The following is a 16,025-nucleotide window of genomic DNA, read 5'->3' on the forward strand; positions in this document are numbered from 1 at the left end:
TGATATTTGTAAGGAAGGTTGAAGCGGAGGAGTGGGGAGGTGCGTCTCAGCCCTCTCCCACAAGGAAAGAGGACCGATCGAGTTCATTGATTGCTCTGCGTAATACCTTGCTTTCTTTGTTCTTACTCCCGACTTTCCGAAGCAGTAAGGACCAACCACATACTCTGGACAGCTCCCTCTCCCTGTGGGAGAGGGTTGGAGTGAGGGGGGATTACTGCCCTGCGATCTTCATTTCCGGCAGCAGCACGGAACCGCACTGGATATTGCTGCGCAGTTCGATATCGCTGCCGATGCTGACGATATTGCGCAGCATATCTTTCAGATTGCCGGCAATGGTGATCTCGCTGACCGGATACTGGATCTCACCATTTTCTACCCAGAAGCCAGAAGCTCCGCGTGAGTAATCGCCGGTAATCCCGCTGACGCCCTGCCCCATCAGCTCAGTGACCACCAGACCGGTGCCCAACTGTTTGAGCATGCCCGCAAAGTCATCGCCCTGACCGGCAATGCGCCAGTTATGGATCCCGCCCGCATGACCGGTGCTATGCAGCCCCAATTTACGCGCGGCGTAGCTAGTCAGCAGCCAGGTTTCCAGCACGCCGTCTTTGACGATGTCGCGGCGCTGGGTGCGTACGCCTTCACTGTCGAACGGCGTAGAGGCCAGCCCTTTCAACAAGTGCGGATGTTCTTCAATGGTCATCCACTCCGGCAGGATCTGTTTACCCAACGAATCCAGCAGGAAGGTGGATTTGCGATAAACGCTGCTGCCGCTGATAGCCCCAACCAGGTGGCCAAACAGACCGGTAGCCACTTCTGAGGCGAACAGCACCGGCGCTTTCATGGTTGACAGCTTGCGTGGGGAAAGACGCGCCAGCGTGCGGCGGGCGCATTCCTGACCAACCCACTCAGGGCTGGCCATATCGCCCATAGCCCGACCAATGGTGTAGGCATAATCCCGCTCCATATCGCCATCATGTTCGGCGATCACACAGCTGGAGAGCGAGTGACGACTGGAGCAATAGCTTTGCAGCATGCCGTGGCTGTTGCCGAAGACCTTGATACCGTAATGGCTGTTGAAGCTGCCGCCTTCGGTATTGGTAATCCGCTTGTCGGCCGCCAGCGAAGCCTGTTCGGCACGGGCTGCCAGCTCGATACCACGTTCGGCATCCAGCTCGGTGGGGTGGAACAGGTCCAGATCCGGCGCGTCAAACGCCAGCAGATCTTTTTCCGCCGGGCCAGCATGGGGATCTGGTGAAGTGTAACGAGCAATATCCAGCGCCGCCTGAACGGTACGGGCAATGGCATCTGGATTAAGATCGGTGGAAGAGGCACTGCCTTTGCGGTTTTGATAATAGACGGTAATACCTAACGCGCCGTCGCTGTTGAATTCGACGTTCTCCACCTCACCGAAGCGGGTGCTGACGCTGATACCGGTGGTTTTGCTCACGGCAACTTCTGCCGCATCGGAACCGGCGCGTGCCAGCTCCAGCGCCTGTGAAACGGCGTTTTCCAGCGCTTTGCGCTGCTCTGCAACTTGGGTGACTACTTTCATCAATCGGCCATAGTTAATCAGAAAATCGTTGAGAAAAGTGCCGTGTCGGCATGGTTTTGCGCGCAATAACGCGCCAAAATAATTTCAGGCTGCGCCCGCTGGCCACAGCCCGATGTACTTTTGAGTCTAACAGGAACCGCGTGGAATTTCGCATAAAGCCGGCAACCTGTTAGGATTAGCCTCTTTTTAACGGAGCCTACCATGAACAAACAGCCTGAAGACTGGCTCGACGAAGTCCCGGAGAACGAAAACGAGGACGATGACGAGATTATCTGGGTCAGTAAAAGTGAAATTAAACGTGATGCCGAAGCGCTGAAAGACCTGGGAACCGAACTGGTTGAACTGGGTAAAAACGCCTTGGAACGCATCCCGCTGGATGAAGATCTGCGTGCCGCCATCGAACTGGCGCAAAAGATCAAGAAAGAAGGCCGCCGCCGCCAGATCCAACTGATCGGTAAAATGCTGCGTGCTCGCGATGTCGAACCGATCCAGACCGCGCTCGACAAGTTGAAGAACCGCCATAACCAACAGGTTTCGCTGTTCCACAAGCTGGAAGCGCTGCGCGATCGTCTGGTAGCTGAAGGTGATGACGCGATCCCGTCCGTGCTGGATCTGTATCCACAAGCCGATCGCCAACAGTTGCGTGCCCTGATACGTAATGCGCAGAAAGAGCAGGCCGCTAACAAGCCGCCAAAATCATTCCGCCAAATCTTCCAGTACTTGCGAGAGCTGGCAGAGGCACAACAGTGATCGTCAGCGGCATCGCTGCGGGATGGACCCCGTTCATCCCCGCTGATGCGTCGCTGCGCTGCTCGTTTCACGGATATTGAACCGCAGGTTGCCCTCCAGCTCCTCCTCCGCTTCTTCAAACAACAGAATAATGGCACCAAAGCGGCGTTTGCTGCGGGCGTTGAGATTGAGAAATTCAATCTCGACCGGCAGGCTGATGTCGCCGGTCACCACGTCCCACAGCGCGTCCAGGTTGGCGCCAAATCCTTCACCCAGTGCAAACCGCTCGGCAAAGTGGCGATAGAACGCTGGCAAGTCCGCTATCTGGTTAAAATCGAAATCTATTTTCCCCATCGGCTCACTCCATCCGCATGAAGTTCTTATAATGGTCGCGCGTGACATAAATCAGACCGTCACTAGAATACAACAGCCGATCGGCACCGCGTCGGCCGCATTGGTAGTTGATATCCGCTTCGCGCCATACCCGGTTGTTGGCGGTCGGTAATTGCCCTTCACGGTTGGAAAAACGGTCGCCGCCAATGGCCTTGCCCGGCAATACCTTGCACAGATTACCGTCACGCGCATCCCAACCCTGCTCACGAGCCTGCTTTTTGGTGATGTAGTAATCAGGCAGACGCTGGTGCTGTTGCACATAGCTGACCACTCGCTGCTGCTGCGTCAGTTGTTCAATGCTCTCTGCCGCCGGGGTCGAATCATTGGTCAGAGCCCGATCGCCATCCCCCTGCAGCGCACTAAACCCCGCCACCAGCAAAGCAATCAGCATCGCAATAAGCGTACGTTTATTCATACTGTCCCTGCATATATAGCAAAAATTAATGAATCAAAGATGACCAAGATGTAACCATTTCGCATCCAAAAGGCCTGACGCTCGAGCAAAAACCGCAATTGATACGGAATTATTATGGTTTGTAAGGCCTTCCTGCATGCATTTTAGCCCCCGTAGTCGGGGGACGTAAACCATGCAGTATAGCCTTTGACGGGAAAGTGAAAATATCAATCAATCAGCGCGTGACGGTAGCGATGCAGCATATCGGCCAGGCGTTTTACCGGCCCGGTGACGCTAAGCGGAGCGAGGTTATCCACCAGCTTTTGTTGATATTCATTCATCTCTTTGAGTAACCGATCGTAGTAGTAAGCCCGCTTCACATCGTTCTTGGCGGTGACCACGTGGTCGGCGGTGCTGCGGATCTGCTTGTGGAACACCGAAAGCTCTTCCCGCTCCGGGATCTCGGTCATCTGCATCCGCTGGTGGGCAATAATCAGGTTGAGCGCCAGCCGGTATTTGGCAATGTCGTTCGGGAACATCATCAGCAGCTGGTTCAGGCGCTGATAGAGCGCAGGCAGATGGTTTTCCTTACGGCGCGCCGCCTTGGTGGTCAACGCCGAAACGGCGCTGCTGACCAACTGATTCATCAACGTGCGGCCGGTGCGCTCACGTGAGGTATCACGGATCAGGAACAGCACGATCATCGCCACAAAGCAGCCGATAATCTGGCCGATGGCGCTGTCGATAAACGAGGAGACATGGAAACTCATCGGATTGCTTAACACGATGATGTTAATAGTACTCGCCAGGGTGCCTAGCGATCCCAAACGGCGTTTCTGCACTTCGATCCCTATGACAAAGGACATGATGCCCAGGCTCAGACACAACAAGAACATGCTTTGCTGGGTTTCCGGCAGAATAAACATATAAAACAGCGCACCGAGCGGCAACGCCACCAGCACGCCCAGCAGAAAGTCGAGCGCCATCATTTTTGGATTTGGCGTACGCATCGCCAATGCGGTCACGACGGCGATCATCACCATACAGCCGCTGCCGGACGTCCAGCCGGTCCACAGCCAGAACAGGCAGCCTATTGAGGTCGCCGCCCAGGCTCGCAGCCCGTTGATCATGGCATGGTGGCCTTCCGCCGACGGCCTCTTCACCACCACTTCCCCGGCCAGTATCTCGTTTTCTACCGCGTTGATGCCGCTGTTGGTATGCACGCCTTTTGCCACCAGCAGATAGCGCGTCGCTGCGCCCACCCAGCCAGTGACCGTTTGCAGATGTTCATCGCTACGGTTGGTTGCCAGCACCTGGCGCACCAGCTTCAGGCGTTTATGCACTTCCTGCGCGGTTTCCGCTGGAACCATCAGCAGCTCGCGGATATTTTCCTTCACCGCATCCGGGTGATTGAGCAAAATCAGGTAGGTTTCACAGGCCTGGGTGATCAACGTCAGCGAAAGCGTATGTAACGCATGCAAGCGGCTGTTAACCCGCTGCCAACGCGATGATTCCAACATCAGGTTGCTGCGCATCCCGTTGATGGCGGTGGTGCTTTTAACCAGATCGCTCCAGGCGCGGTCGATATCTTCCTTGCCGGCATCGCTGATACACATTTGCATCAGCTTGTACTGCCCCACCAGCAGTTGATCCACCGCACGATCGATATCCTGTTTGATCGAACGCGGGGAAAACAGCAGGTCGGCCAGTACCGCACTGAGAATACCGAGCACGATCTCGCTACAGCGCTCTACGGCGAACTGTGGCGCGTCCAACAGTGAGGTTGTGGTGTTTGTAGTGGCTGCGGAGGTGACGATGATAATCAGCGCCGTGTAGCCCGCCAGCCCCCAGGCATAAGAGTTTTCGACCTTCACCAGCGAGGAGATCCAAGTACAGACTCCCAGCCAGACGCAGCAAAGCATCAGCATCACCACCGGCGCACGGGCACAGGTAACGATAATCAGCAAGCCGACAAAGCAGCCGATAAAGGTGCCGATAATACGCAGCCAGCCACGATAGCGGATCGCGCCAGAGAAAGGTTCCCCCCCGGCGGCAAAGGCCGGGCCGGCAGCCACAATGGCCGCTGTCAGCACCGACCAGCGCGGGGTTTCCAGATTGAGGTTAAAACCGACAAACAGGGCGAAGACGATCGCAAAGCTGAGCTTGCAGGCAAACCGCAGCCGCAGAAAGGTTGGGCTGTTCATTAGCCGAACTCACGCAACCGATGCATCAGCCGGATAAACGGCGAGCCGCTGTCGATGCTACGATCGTTCTTGCCGGTTATGACCACGGTCGCGGTGGTACCCGCCGGGTAAGAGTGTTGCTGATCTTTCTCATCAAGGATGATTTTCACCGGCACGCGCTGTGCCAGACGCACCCACTCCAGATTGCTGTCGATCGACGCCAGCCCCTTGCTGTTTGGGGTACTGCTGCTGTTATTCACCGCCGCGGCCAGGCTATCGACGGTGCCGTGCATAATGCGGTTGCTGCCCAGCGGGGTGATCTCGGCACGATCGCCTTTGCTCAACCCTTCAAGCTTGGTTTCTTCCAGATAGGCGATGACATAGAAACTGTTTTTCTTCACCAGCGCCACCGCCGTAGAACCACGGGTGATAAATTCCCCTGCGTGGACGTTCAGGTTGGTGACCCAACCGTCTGCTGGCGCACGCACCGTGGTCCGTTCCAGATCCAACTGCGCCAGATCGCGCACGGCGATCGCCTTGGCCAACTGATGCTGCACGGTTTGCAGCACGTTATTGGATTGGTCGATCTCTTCTTGTGACATCGCCTGGATCCCCAAGCGCACACGGCGGCCCGCTTCACGCTTCTTCTCGGCCGCCAGCGTCTGATAATAGGCCACATCGGCGTTGGCTTCGGCCAGTGCCTGTTGGTAACGTGGCTGGTCGATCACCATCAGGATCTGGCCCTGTTTCACCAACTGGTTGTCGGTGATCGGCACGTCGGTCAGCAAACCGCTGACATCTGGAGCAATCGCCACCACGTCGGCGGTGAATTTGGCATCACGCGTCCAAGGCGATTCGGTGTAAAACGCCCACGCCTTGAACACGGCAATGGCCGCCAACAGAACCAGCAGCAAGGTGATGGCAATGCGGAGTATTTTTAATGACAGAGTTTTCACAGCAGCCTCAAACGAAAAGACACGAAATCAGATAAAACAAACAGCAATACAGCGCGGTATTGAACAACGCCGGATGCCAGACAAAATCGTAAATCCCGGTCGGCTGCAACAGGCGGCGTATGACGAAGAACAGGGCCAACGACGCTAACAGCTCAAAAAATACCGGTGGGAACGACAGTCCAAAAATGACCATAACCGGAAGCAAACTCATCACTTTATCCTTAATTGTTTACTACACCGGGGGTTTTCCCTGCTGATTTCACATTCCATTTACATTCTAGCGCACGGACGCCAAACGTTATGATCTGGTAGTTGACCAGGCCATAAACCTGAAAAAGGGTTAAGCTAACAGCAGGCTTCCGCGAGAGGGAATGTATGGATAACCGGAGGGATCTTGCGGCCACGGCAGTAAACCGCGGCATAGCTGACCACGCTCAAGCGTTCAGAAGATCTTTACACCCGACGCGTTATATTAGCCTGCTTACTATCAACTCATCTATAATCTGTGATCTAAATCACTTTTAAGCCAGAGTGAACAATGGAAAGACTAAAACGGATGTCCGTGTTTGCCAAAGTCGTTGAATGTGGGTCATTTACCGCGGCAGCACGCCAGCTCGACATGAGCGTTTCATCCATCAGCCAGACAGTGTCCAAACTGGAAAATGATCTACAGGTGAAGCTGCTTAACCGCAGCACGCGCAGTATCGGCCTGACCGAAGCGGGTAAAATCTACTATCAGGGCTGCCGCCGCATGTTGCAGGAAGCCGCCGAGGTTCATGAGCAGCTTTATGCGCTGAACAATACGCCCATAGGCACGCTGCGCATCGGCAGTTCCTCCACCATGGCGCAAAACGTTCTGGCGACCATGACCGCCGATATGCTGCAAGAGTATCCAGGCTTAACGGTTAATCTGGTCACCGGCATTCCAGCCCCGGATCTGATTGCCGACGGCCTGGACGTAGTGATCCGCACCGGCGAACTGCAGGATTCCAGCCTGTTTTCCAAACGCCTGGGTTCGATGCCGATGGTGGTCTGCGCCGCCAAAAGCTACCTGACTCAACATGGAACACCGCAAAAACCGTCGGATATGGTGAATTTTTCCTGGTTGGAATACAGCGTACGGCCCGACAGTGAGTTTGAATTGATGGCTCCCGAAGGCATCAGTACGCGTATTTCCCCGCAGGGGCGCTTCGTGACCAACGATTCACAAACCATGATCCGTTGGCTCAAGGCCGGGGCCGGGATTGCCTATGCGCCACTGATGTGGGTCATCGAAGAGATCAAACGCGGCGAGATTGAGATCCTGTTCAAGCGCTACCATTCAGAACCCCGTCCGGTTTACGCACTGTACACCGAGAAGGACAAGCTGCCGCTCAAGGTGCAGGTGTGTATCAATTACCTGACGGAATACTTTAAACGCGTGGCGGAAGTGTATCAGGGCTATCGTTGAGGCTCCCCTTTATCCCTGGAGTTCACTCCAGGGTAATAAGTTTGCTCTAGCTGATATATAGCGTTTACTGCTATAAAAGCGGTCACTCATTTTATTAATGCTAATTATCGAAAGTATTTCCCTTCATTTGATTCTCATTCTCTACTGAGAACTCTGCTGTATTCACTCGGCTTTACCGATCGGTTATGCGGAAACTTCCGCCATAGTTGTGGGTAATAAACCACCGCGATAATTGTTTGAAGCATATCCTGCCAATCTAACCAAAATGCCCATTCTGCTACCGCTTTCGCGTGCTTGCTTACGCCCCTGCGGGTGTGATTTATTGATGAATTGGCGCAGGTGCGCCCAATTATCATTATCGCCATAAATAATAAAAACCAGGCTTCATTATTCATTATAGGAATCACCATGGAAAAGATCTCACGTACGCACGTGGTATATGCCATGTCGCGCGATAACGCCCCTGTGGCCACCGTTGCCAGCGGCAGCGACGTTTGTTTTGAAACCTGTGACTGCTTCGAAGATCAAATCGCCTCTGAACAGGCCACCTTCACCGAACTGGACTGGAGCCGCATCAACCCGGCTACCGGGCCGGTTTACGTGCAGGATGCGAACCCCGGCGATGTGTTACGGGTAGAGATTAAACGTATTACCCCAACCAGCCATCAGGCAGTCATGGTCACCGCTCCAGGCCTGGGCGTCATTGGCGATGAGCTGCAACAGCCACAGATCCGCACCGTGCCGCTGGAAGACGGCTTCGCCCTGCTGCCTGGCGGCGTGCGTTGGCCGTTAAAACCAATGATCGGCGTAATTGGCGTCGCCCCAGCCGAAGATCCGATCCCCTGCGGCACTCCAGATGCCCACGGCGGCAACATGGACTGCAAAATCATCACCGAAGGCTGCACGCTGTGGCTGCCGGTTAACGTTCCCGGTGCGCTGTTTGCGCTCGGCGATCTGCATGCCGCAATGGGCGATGGTGAAGTCTCGGTATGCGGGCTGGAAATTCCCGGCGAAGTGGTGGTGAACCTGAGCGTAGTCAAAAACCGCGCGCTGCCCACCCCGATGATGAGCACCATTGATACGCTCTATACCCTGGCATCCGCCAAAACGCTGGACGAAGCGGCCGAATTGGCAACCCGCAATATGGCACACTTCGTGGCGGACTATAGCCAGGTCTCGCTGGCCGACGCCATCAATCTGCTGAGCATCACTGGCGATCTGCAAATCTGTCAGGTGGTCGATCCGCTGAAAACCTGCCGTTTCGCGCTGCCACGCAGCGTTGCCGAGCAGTTAAACCTCCAGTTGGATTAGGGATAGCGCCATGTCTGTAGAACAATTTGGTTATAAGCAGGAACTGCACCGTACCCTCACCCTTAAAGATCTGGTGATCTACGGCATGATCTTTATGGTGCCGATCGCGCCGTTTGGCGTGTTTGGCTACGTGTGGGAAGGCGCACAGGGCATGGTGGCGTTGGCCTATCTGATCGGTATGGTGGCGATGTTCTTCACCGCCATGAGCTACTGGTCAATGTCCCGTGCTTTCCCGGTTTCCGGCTCGGTCTATGCCTATGCCCAGCGCGGCATCCATGAAACTGTCGGCTTCTTTGCCGGTTGGCTGATCCTGCTCGATTACATCCTGGTGCCGTCGTTGCTGTATATCGTCAGCGCGGCGGCGCTCGGCCCGATCCTGCCAGAAGTACCCGCCTGGGTGTGGATCGTGACCTTTATCGTGATCAACAGTGCGATCAACCTGGTGGGGATCCAGTTCACCGCCAAGGCTAACCGCTACATCCTGGTGGCGGAGATCGTGATCCTGACCATCTTTGTGGTAATGGGCCTGACGGCACTGTATTCCGGCGAAGGTTCCGGTGGCCTGACGCTGAACCCGCTCTACAACGCCGAGAAATTCAGCCTGCCGCTGGTGATGGGTGCGGTATCTATCGCGGTGCTGTCATTCCTGGGCTTTGACGGTATTTCGACGCTGTCCGAAGAGAGTAAAGGCGGGGCCGATGCCGTGGGGAAAGCCTCGTTGTATGCACTGCTGTTGGTAGGGTCGCTGTTTATTCTGCAAACCTGGATTGCCGCCGATCTGGCTGCGGGCCAAAACTTCACTAACCTGGATACCGCGTTCTACGATACCGCCAATCTGGCGGGCGGTTCCTGGTTAAAGCAGGCGACCATCTGGGCGACGGCGCTCTCCTGGGGGATTGCCAATGCGTTAGTCGCGCAGGCCGCCATCTCCCGCATTCTGTTCGCCATGGGGCGAGACCGCCAATTGCCGAAGATCCTGGCCAAGGTACATCCACGCTTTAAAACCCCTTACGTCAGCACCCTGCTGGTCGCGGTGATCTCCCTCGGTTCCGGGCTGTACTTCAACGGCAGCATCGACAACCTGAGCCGGTTGGTCAACTTCGGGGCGCTGATGGGCTTTTTGATCTTGCACCTGTCGGTGATTAACCACTACATCATCCGCCAGAAGTCCAAGGCCTGGGTAAAACACCTGCTGTTCCCACTGATCGGCCTGTCGATCATCGCCTTTGTACTGTACGAGATGGATATCGAAGCCAAAATCCTCGGCCTTAGCTGGCTGGCGATCGGCATCGTGTATTACTTTGTGCTGCGCGTAGTGCTGAAGAGAGAGCCGGTGCTGAAGCTGGAAGACTAAGCCAGCAATCTGCCCCTTCTGGGGCAGATTTATCCAATCCTTTGATGACGTTAACAAAACGGCCCGCTGGTCATACCCCTCTACCCGCCGCTAGGTTATGCTCGCAAAAAACCTGCATCAGGAACAATCATGAAGAAAATCATACTGGACTGCGATCCTGGGCATGACGATGCGATCGCGATGCTAATGGCATGGGGCAACCCAGATATTGAACTGCTGGCCGTCACCACCGTCGTCGGTAACCAGACGCTGGAGAAGGTCACGCGCAATGCGCTGGCCGTGGCGCGCATTGCCAACATCACCGGCGTGCCCTTTGCCGCTGGCTGCCCGCGGCCGCTGGTACGGCAAATTGAAGTCGCCCCCGACATCCACGGCGAATCGGGACTCGATGGTCCCGTTTTACCGGAACCCACTCTGCAATTGGCCGATATCCATGCCGTCGACCTGATCATTGATACCATCATGGCACACCCACCAGGCACCGTAACGCTGGTGCCCACCGCAGGCCTGACCAACATCGCCATGGCGGTGCGCAAGGAACCCCGTATTGCCACACGCGTGAAGGAAGTGGTGCTGATGGGGGGCGGTTACCACGTGGGTAACTGGAGCGCAGTGGCTGAATTCAATATCAAAATCGATCCGGAAGCCGCGCATATCGTGTTCAACGAACCCTGGCCGTTAACCATGGTTGGGCTGGATCTGACGCATCAGGCGCTGGCCACGCCAGAAGTTAGCGCGCGCATCGCCGCTATTGGCACCGGCCCTGCGAAATTTGTCGTCGAACTGCTCGAGTTCTTCGGCCATATGTATAAGCAGGCGCAGGGTTTCACTTCGCCACCGGTACACGATCCCTGCGCGGTCGCCTATGTGATCAACCCCAACGTGATGACGGTGCGTAAGGTGCCCATCGATATTGAGCTGACCGGTACCCTGACGCTGGGGATGACGGTCGCGGACTTCCGCTTCCCGGCCCCGGCGGATTGCCATACTCAGGTGGCAGTGAAGCTTGATGAAACCGCCTTTTGGGATCTGATTGTGGATGCGTTGGAAAGAATTGGTGAAGTTGAGGTTTGAGGCACGGTTGGGAGTAAAGTGTCGTGCAAACGCCCGACACTTCATTCAAGTCGGCATTATGCGTAGTATATTGAAAGTGTTCTTTGTTATCGGATGTCTCTCATGGCTTACTCTATCGGCGAATTTGCCCGGCTTTGCGGAATAAACGCAACCACATTGCGCGCCTGGCAGCGTCGTTACGGCCTGCTTAAACCGATGCGCACCGATGGTGGACATCGCCAGTACAGCGATGATGATGTCCAGCAGGCGCTCAAAATTCTCGACTGGGTAAAAAAAGGGGTAACCATCAGCCAGGTAAAACCCCTGCTCGCGCGCCCGGCAGAAGGTCCGACAAACAACTGGCTTACTCTGCAAGAAAAAATGCTGCAGTTGCTCAAAGAGGGAAAAATTGAATCGCTGCGCCAGCAGATTTACGTTTCTGGCCGCGAATATCCTCGCCCGGAGTTGGTCACGGAATTGCTGCGCCCGCTGCGCGGTAAATTCTCTGCCAATATTCCGGCGATGATGACCCTGCGCGAGATCCTGGATGGCATTATCATTTCCTATACCTCATTTTGCCTCGAAAGGGACAAAAAAGCGGCAGGGGATAACTATCTGATCACCGGCTGGTACCTGTCAGACCCGTGTGAAATCTGGCTGGAAGCCCTCAAGCGTACTGGTCAAGGACAGCACATTGATGTCCTTCCCGTTCCGCCTGCCAGTCTGGCTCCAGAGCTATTTCCTGAACGAAAATGGCTGCTGGTCATGACAGGTAAACTCACCCCCACCCGCAAACAACAGATTGAACTGTGGCAACAACAGGTGATGTCTCTTGAGGTCATTACTCTTTGACGTTGTGCTTGCGTTAATTATCACAAAAGGTTGAATATTTATTTTTCACCAGGATGCTACCTTTTTCCTGTTTGTTTAACCCCTACAGGAAATCATGATGAAAAAAGCTACCGGTCTTATTCTGCTAACCTCTCTGGCAATGGCTCCTGCCGCATTCAGTGCCCCTGCTGGCACGCTGAGCGTCCATATTCTGAACCAGCAGACAGGGATCCCCTCGCCGAATGTCACCGTCACGCTTGAAAAAGAGCAGCAAAACAGCTGGGTCACGCTGGCTAGCGGTAAAACGGACGAAGACGGGCGTATCAAATCTCTATATCCACAGGACCAGGATATGCTGCCGGGAATTTACAAAGTGACCTTCAAAACCGGTGACTATTTCCACCAACAGCAGCAAACGTCGTTCTTCCCGGAGATCCCGGTGATGTTCACCGTCACCAAGACCAATGAAAAACTGCACATCCCCTTGCTGTTAAGCCAGTATGGATACTCTACCTACAGAGGAAGTTGAAGATAAAGCCAGCTCATGTTGCACAGTTAACAGCATGAGCTGGCAAACTTAATACGTTGAAGCGAATGAGAAAATAATTATCACCTCGCCAAAGTTGGACAAACTACAATAATTGTGTAAGTTTTAACTATGCAATAACGCTAGGTTGTTCACTCTCAGGTGAGACTCATGAGCTCTATGCCATCCATCATCAACCGGTTTGTTGATTACTACAGCAAGCTGGATAACCAGCCGCCATCTGCGTTGGCGGAGATCTATCATGCTGATGCCAGTCTGAGCGACCCGTTTGGTGAGCATCAGGGTCTTTTGGCGATCCAGCGTTACTTCACTCATCTATTGGCCAACGTAAAGCATTGCCGCTTTACCATCGACTCCCCCCTCTGCGAAGGCCATCGTTTTGCCGTAACTTGGGCAATGCATTGGTCTCACCCACGGATTTCAAGGGGAGAAACACTAGTCCTCGCAGGATGCTCAATTGTTGATGTGCAGGACAACCTGATTATTCGCCAGCGCGATTACTACGATGCCGGGGAGATGATCTACGAACATCTTCCCCTTCTTGGCTGGGCGGTGCGAAGTGTAAAAAGGAGAATCCGCTCATGATGACCGTCCTCATCACCGGCGCAAGCTCCGGCATTGGTGCCGGGCTCGCGAAGTCCTGGGCCGATGACGGCTGCCAAGTCATTGCCTGCGGGCGAGACAGGGCCAGGCTGGAAGCACTGCAACAGTACAGCCCGAATATCACGTTACGCGTGTTCGATATGACGGACAGGGAGGCCTGCCGTCTGGCGCTTGCAGATTGCACTGCCGACCTGACCGTTCTTTGTGCGGGAACCTGCGAATACCTGGATCAGGGTGTGGTGGATGCCGCTCTGGTGGAACGTGTGATGAGTACCAACTTCCAGGGGCCAGTGAACTGTCTGGCCGCACTTCAGACCCAGCTCCTTCCAGGAAGTCGCGTAGCGCTGGTCAGCTCGATGGCGCACTGGCTGCCGTTCCCACGAGCAGAGGCGTATGGCGCGTCAAAAGCCGCCCTCACCTGGTTTGCCAATAGTCTGCGCCTTGACTGGGAGCCCAAAGGTATTGCCGTCACGGTTGTCTCACCGGGCTTTGTAGACACGCCGCTTACCCGTAAAAATGATTTTGCCATGCCCGGCCAGGTGAGCGTCGACGATGCCGTGAAGGCGATCCGTCGCGGGCTGGCGAAAGGGAAAAAACACATCGCCTTTCCCACCGGATTCAGCCTGGTCATGAAGCTGCTTTCAGGGCTCCCCAATTTTCTTCAGCGCAGGCTGTTGCGCAGGATGGTTCGCTCATGAACATCGCCATTATCGGCAGCGGTATTGCAGGACTCACCTGTGCCTGGCGGCTGGCCGGGCATCATCAGGTCACGCTTTTCGAAGCGGAACCCACGGTGGGTGGTCATACCGCCACGGTGGATGTCAGCACGCCGCAGGGGACGTATGCCATCGATACCGGGTTTATCGTCTACAATGACCGTACCTATCCGCGCTTTATGGGCCTGCTCAGCGAGCTGGGCATCAGCGGGCAAAAAACGCAGATGAGCTTCTCCGTGCATAATCCGCAAAGCGGGCTTGAGTATAACGGCCACACCCTCACCTCGCTGTTTGCACAGCGTCGTAACCTGGTTAATCCGGCGTTCTGGGGGCTGCTGCGAGATATTGTTCGCTTCAACCGCCTGGCAAAAGAGGCGTTGGCAGGCGACGTTAACGAAAACGCCACGCTGGAGACTTTTCTCGAACAGCACGGCTTCAGCGCGTTTTTCGCGCGTCATTATATCCTGCCGATGGGGGCCGCCATCTGGTCCTCGTCACTGCAGGAGATGCGCCGCTTCCCGCTTCCGCTGTTTTTGCGCTTCTTTGAGCATCACGGCCTGCTGGACGTTACCCACCGTCCGCAGTGGTATGTGGTGCCCGGCGGTTCTCGCGAGTACGTCCGCGCCATTTTGGCCCAGTTGGGGGACCGCCTGACCCTGCACCTCAACGCTCCGGTGCAGCAGGTCATCCGCCACAACGGCGGCGTTGAAATCCAGCTTGCGCAGTCGAATCACTCGTTCGACCAGGTGATCTTCGCCTGCCATTCCTCACAGGCGCTGGCGATGCTTGCTCATCCTACTCCTGCAGAAAGCGAGGTTCTGGGCGATATTGGCTGGCAGCATAACGAGGTGGTTTTGCACAGCGATCCACGCTGGCTACCGGTGCGCGAGCGTGCCTGGGCAAGCTGGAACTATCGCCTGAGCGAACGGGACCAGGCCAGCGCCTGCGTCACCTACAACATGAATATCTTACAAGGGTTACCTGAGGGTAGCCCCCTGTTCTGCGTCACCCTGAACCCGGAAACGCCGGTAGACGATCGCTACGTCTGGAAACGCTTTGTCTACGAGCACCCGATGTTTAACCCGCAAAGCTGGCGCGCCCAGTCGCGCCGCGGCGAGATTAACGGCCACCAACGGAGCTGGTTCTGCGGAGCTTACTGGTACAACGGTTTTCACGAGGATGGGGTACGCAGCGCGTTGGACGTGGTGAAAGGGATCGCTGCAGGGGAGGACCTGTAAGATGAACAGCTGCCTTTACCAGGGTGTGTTACGCCATCGTCGCTTCCAGCCGAAATCACACCATTTTCGCTATAACGTGTTTATGGCCTGGATCGATCTGGACGAGCTGGATGCGCTGCCGTCGGCGGGTATCCGCCGTAATCGATTTGCCGCGGCCGCCTTCCATGATGCGGATTACCCACTCGGCACACCGCTTAAAGAGAACGCCCTCGACCGGCTGCAAACTCTGACCGGGGAACGTCCCGATGGCCGCGTCATGCTCCTGACCCAGCTTCGTTATTTCGGCTTCCATTTTAATCCGATCAATCTCTACTACTGCTATGACAGTACGGGCATGCTGCGCTGGGTTCTGGCCGAAGTGCGCAACACCCCGTGGAACGAGCGCCATTACTATGCGGTGGATGGCCAGGCGGCTCGCCCGCAGCCGAAAGCCTTCCATGTCTCCCCGTTTAATCCGATGGATATGGTCTATCACTGGCGCTTCAACGCCCCCGGTAAAACGCTGCATATGCATATCGAAAATCATCAGGAGTCGAAGGTGTTCGACGCCACGCTCGCGCTTCGCCGTGAGCACCTAACGCGCGCAACCTTGAGATCGATATTGCTGCGCATACCGATGATGACCCTGAAAACCGTCCTGGCAATTTACTGGCAAGCGTTACGGCTGTGGCTTAAACGCGTGCCGTTGTACAACCATCCCGTCAGAAGGAGTTAG

Annotated in this window: 18 protein-coding genes; 11 read left to right on the forward strand and 7 right to left on the reverse strand. The window is 55.5% G+C overall.

The genetic code is table 11. The features are described 5' to 3' along the window. Positions 1 to 211: 211 nt before the first annotated feature. Positions 212 to 1,552 carry a metalloprotease PmbA gene (gene pmbA, locus KGP21_RS25480; protein ID WP_021806975.1) on the reverse strand — a complete coding sequence of 447 codons (1,341 nt, stop codon included), beginning with the start codon at positions 1,550 to 1,552 and terminating at the stop codon, positions 212 to 214. A 201-nt stretch (positions 1,553 to 1,753) separates the two neighbouring features. On the opposite strand from pmbA, the gene yjgA reads away from it, so the two are divergent. Further along, the gene (gene yjgA, locus KGP21_RS25485) at positions 1,754 to 2,302 is read left to right on the forward strand and encodes a ribosome biogenesis factor YjgA (RefSeq protein ID WP_021180727.1); all 549 of its coding nucleotides are present in this window, start codon (positions 1,754 to 1,756) and stop codon (positions 2,300 to 2,302) included. 33 nt (positions 2,303 to 2,335) lie between these two features. Here yjgA and KGP21_RS25490 read toward each other — a convergent pair whose 3' ends face one another. The 5 genes from KGP21_RS25490 to aaeX all read right to left on the reverse strand — a co-directional run bounded on the left by KGP21_RS25490 (position 2,336) and on the right by aaeX (position 6,418). Further along, positions 2,336 to 2,635, reverse strand: a complete 300-nt coding sequence (locus KGP21_RS25490; protein WP_223536455.1) for a barstar family protein — start codon at positions 2,633 to 2,635, stop codon at positions 2,336 to 2,338. Between the two features lie 4 nt (positions 2,636 to 2,639). Beyond that, complete coding sequence (locus KGP21_RS25495; protein ID WP_021806977.1) at positions 2,640 to 3,089, reverse strand: ribonuclease; 450 nt, start codon at positions 3,087 to 3,089, stop codon at positions 2,640 to 2,642. Between the two features lie 206 nt (positions 3,090 to 3,295). Continuing rightward, positions 3,296 to 5,272: a p-hydroxybenzoic acid efflux pump subunit AaeB gene (gene aaeB, locus KGP21_RS25500; protein ID WP_223536458.1), complete on the reverse strand. Its 1,977-nt coding sequence runs from the start codon at positions 5,270 to 5,272 to the stop codon at positions 3,296 to 3,298. Beyond that, a complete protein-coding gene (aaeA, locus tag KGP21_RS25505) occupies positions 5,272 to 6,207 on the reverse strand; it encodes a p-hydroxybenzoic acid efflux pump subunit AaeA (protein ID WP_021806979.1) in 936 nt (311 codons plus the stop codon). Before aaeA ends, aaeB begins: the two co-directional genes overlap by 1 nt. Before the next feature lie 7 nt (positions 6,208 to 6,214). After that, complete coding sequence (aaeX, locus tag KGP21_RS25510; protein WP_021180732.1) at positions 6,215 to 6,418, reverse strand: p-hydroxybenzoic acid efflux pump operon protein AaeX; 204 nt, start codon at positions 6,416 to 6,418, stop codon at positions 6,215 to 6,217. A gap of 327 nt (positions 6,419 to 6,745) precedes the next feature. Between aaeX and aaeR the strand changes: the two genes are divergently transcribed. After that, positions 6,746 to 7,657, forward strand: a complete 912-nt coding sequence (gene aaeR, locus KGP21_RS25515) for an HTH-type transcriptional activator AaeR (RefSeq protein ID WP_037376242.1) — start codon at positions 6,746 to 6,748, stop codon at positions 7,655 to 7,657. A gap of 134 nt (positions 7,658 to 7,791) precedes the next feature. Here aaeR and KGP21_RS25520 read toward each other — a convergent pair whose 3' ends face one another. Continuing rightward, the gene (locus KGP21_RS25520; protein ID WP_223498534.1) at positions 7,792 to 8,052 is read right to left on the reverse strand and encodes a hypothetical protein; all 261 of its coding nucleotides are present in this window, start codon (positions 8,050 to 8,052) and stop codon (positions 7,792 to 7,794) included. A 13-nt stretch (positions 8,053 to 8,065) separates the two neighbouring features. Here KGP21_RS25520 and KGP21_RS25525 point away from each other — a divergent pair, with 13 nt between their 5' ends. The 9 genes from KGP21_RS25525 (at position 8,066) to KGP21_RS25565 (ending at position 16,025) form a co-directional block, all read left to right on the forward strand. Next, a complete protein-coding gene (locus tag KGP21_RS25525) occupies positions 8,066 to 8,968 on the forward strand; it encodes an acetamidase/formamidase family protein (RefSeq protein ID WP_209529551.1) in 903 nt (300 codons plus the stop codon). A 10-nt stretch (positions 8,969 to 8,978) separates the two neighbouring features. After that, positions 8,979 to 10,322 carry an APC family permease gene (locus KGP21_RS25530; RefSeq protein ID WP_021806982.1) on the forward strand — a complete coding sequence of 448 codons (1,344 nt, stop codon included), beginning with the start codon at positions 8,979 to 8,981 and terminating at the stop codon, positions 10,320 to 10,322. 129 nt (positions 10,323 to 10,451) lie between these two features. Next, complete coding sequence (locus tag KGP21_RS25535) at positions 10,452 to 11,396, forward strand: nucleoside hydrolase (RefSeq protein ID WP_223536461.1); 945 nt, start codon at positions 10,452 to 10,454, stop codon at positions 11,394 to 11,396. A gap of 102 nt (positions 11,397 to 11,498) precedes the next feature. Next, positions 11,499 to 12,227, forward strand: coding sequence for a MerR family transcriptional regulator (locus tag KGP21_RS25540; protein ID WP_021806984.1), 729 nt, complete (start codon positions 11,499 to 11,501; stop codon positions 12,225 to 12,227). A 97-nt stretch (positions 12,228 to 12,324) separates the two neighbouring features. Continuing rightward, positions 12,325 to 12,735, forward strand: coding sequence for a hydroxyisourate hydrolase (uraH, locus tag KGP21_RS25545; protein WP_037376255.1), 411 nt, complete (start codon positions 12,325 to 12,327; stop codon positions 12,733 to 12,735). Between the two features lie 168 nt (positions 12,736 to 12,903). Beyond that, complete coding sequence (locus KGP21_RS25550; RefSeq protein ID WP_166733495.1) at positions 12,904 to 13,338, forward strand: nuclear transport factor 2 family protein; 435 nt, start codon at positions 12,904 to 12,906, stop codon at positions 13,336 to 13,338. Next, the gene (locus tag KGP21_RS25555) at positions 13,335 to 14,054 is read left to right on the forward strand and encodes an SDR family NAD(P)-dependent oxidoreductase (protein ID WP_179248543.1); all 720 of its coding nucleotides are present in this window, start codon (positions 13,335 to 13,337) and stop codon (positions 14,052 to 14,054) included. Before KGP21_RS25550 ends, KGP21_RS25555 begins: the two co-directional genes overlap by 4 nt. Next, positions 14,051 to 15,310, forward strand: a complete 1,260-nt coding sequence (locus KGP21_RS25560) for an NAD(P)/FAD-dependent oxidoreductase (protein ID WP_071681512.1) — start codon at positions 14,051 to 14,053, stop codon at positions 15,308 to 15,310. The genes KGP21_RS25555 and KGP21_RS25560 overlap by 4 nt, the downstream gene beginning before the upstream one ends. Position 15,311: 1 nt before the next feature. Then, positions 15,312 to 16,025, forward strand: coding sequence for a DUF1365 domain-containing protein (locus KGP21_RS25565; RefSeq protein ID WP_021806989.1), 714 nt, complete (start codon positions 15,312 to 15,314; stop codon positions 16,023 to 16,025).

Source organism: Serratia sp. JSRIV004, from assembly GCF_019968705.1.
Classification (GTDB): Bacteria; Pseudomonadota; Gammaproteobacteria; order Enterobacterales; family Enterobacteriaceae; genus Chania; species Chania fonticola_B.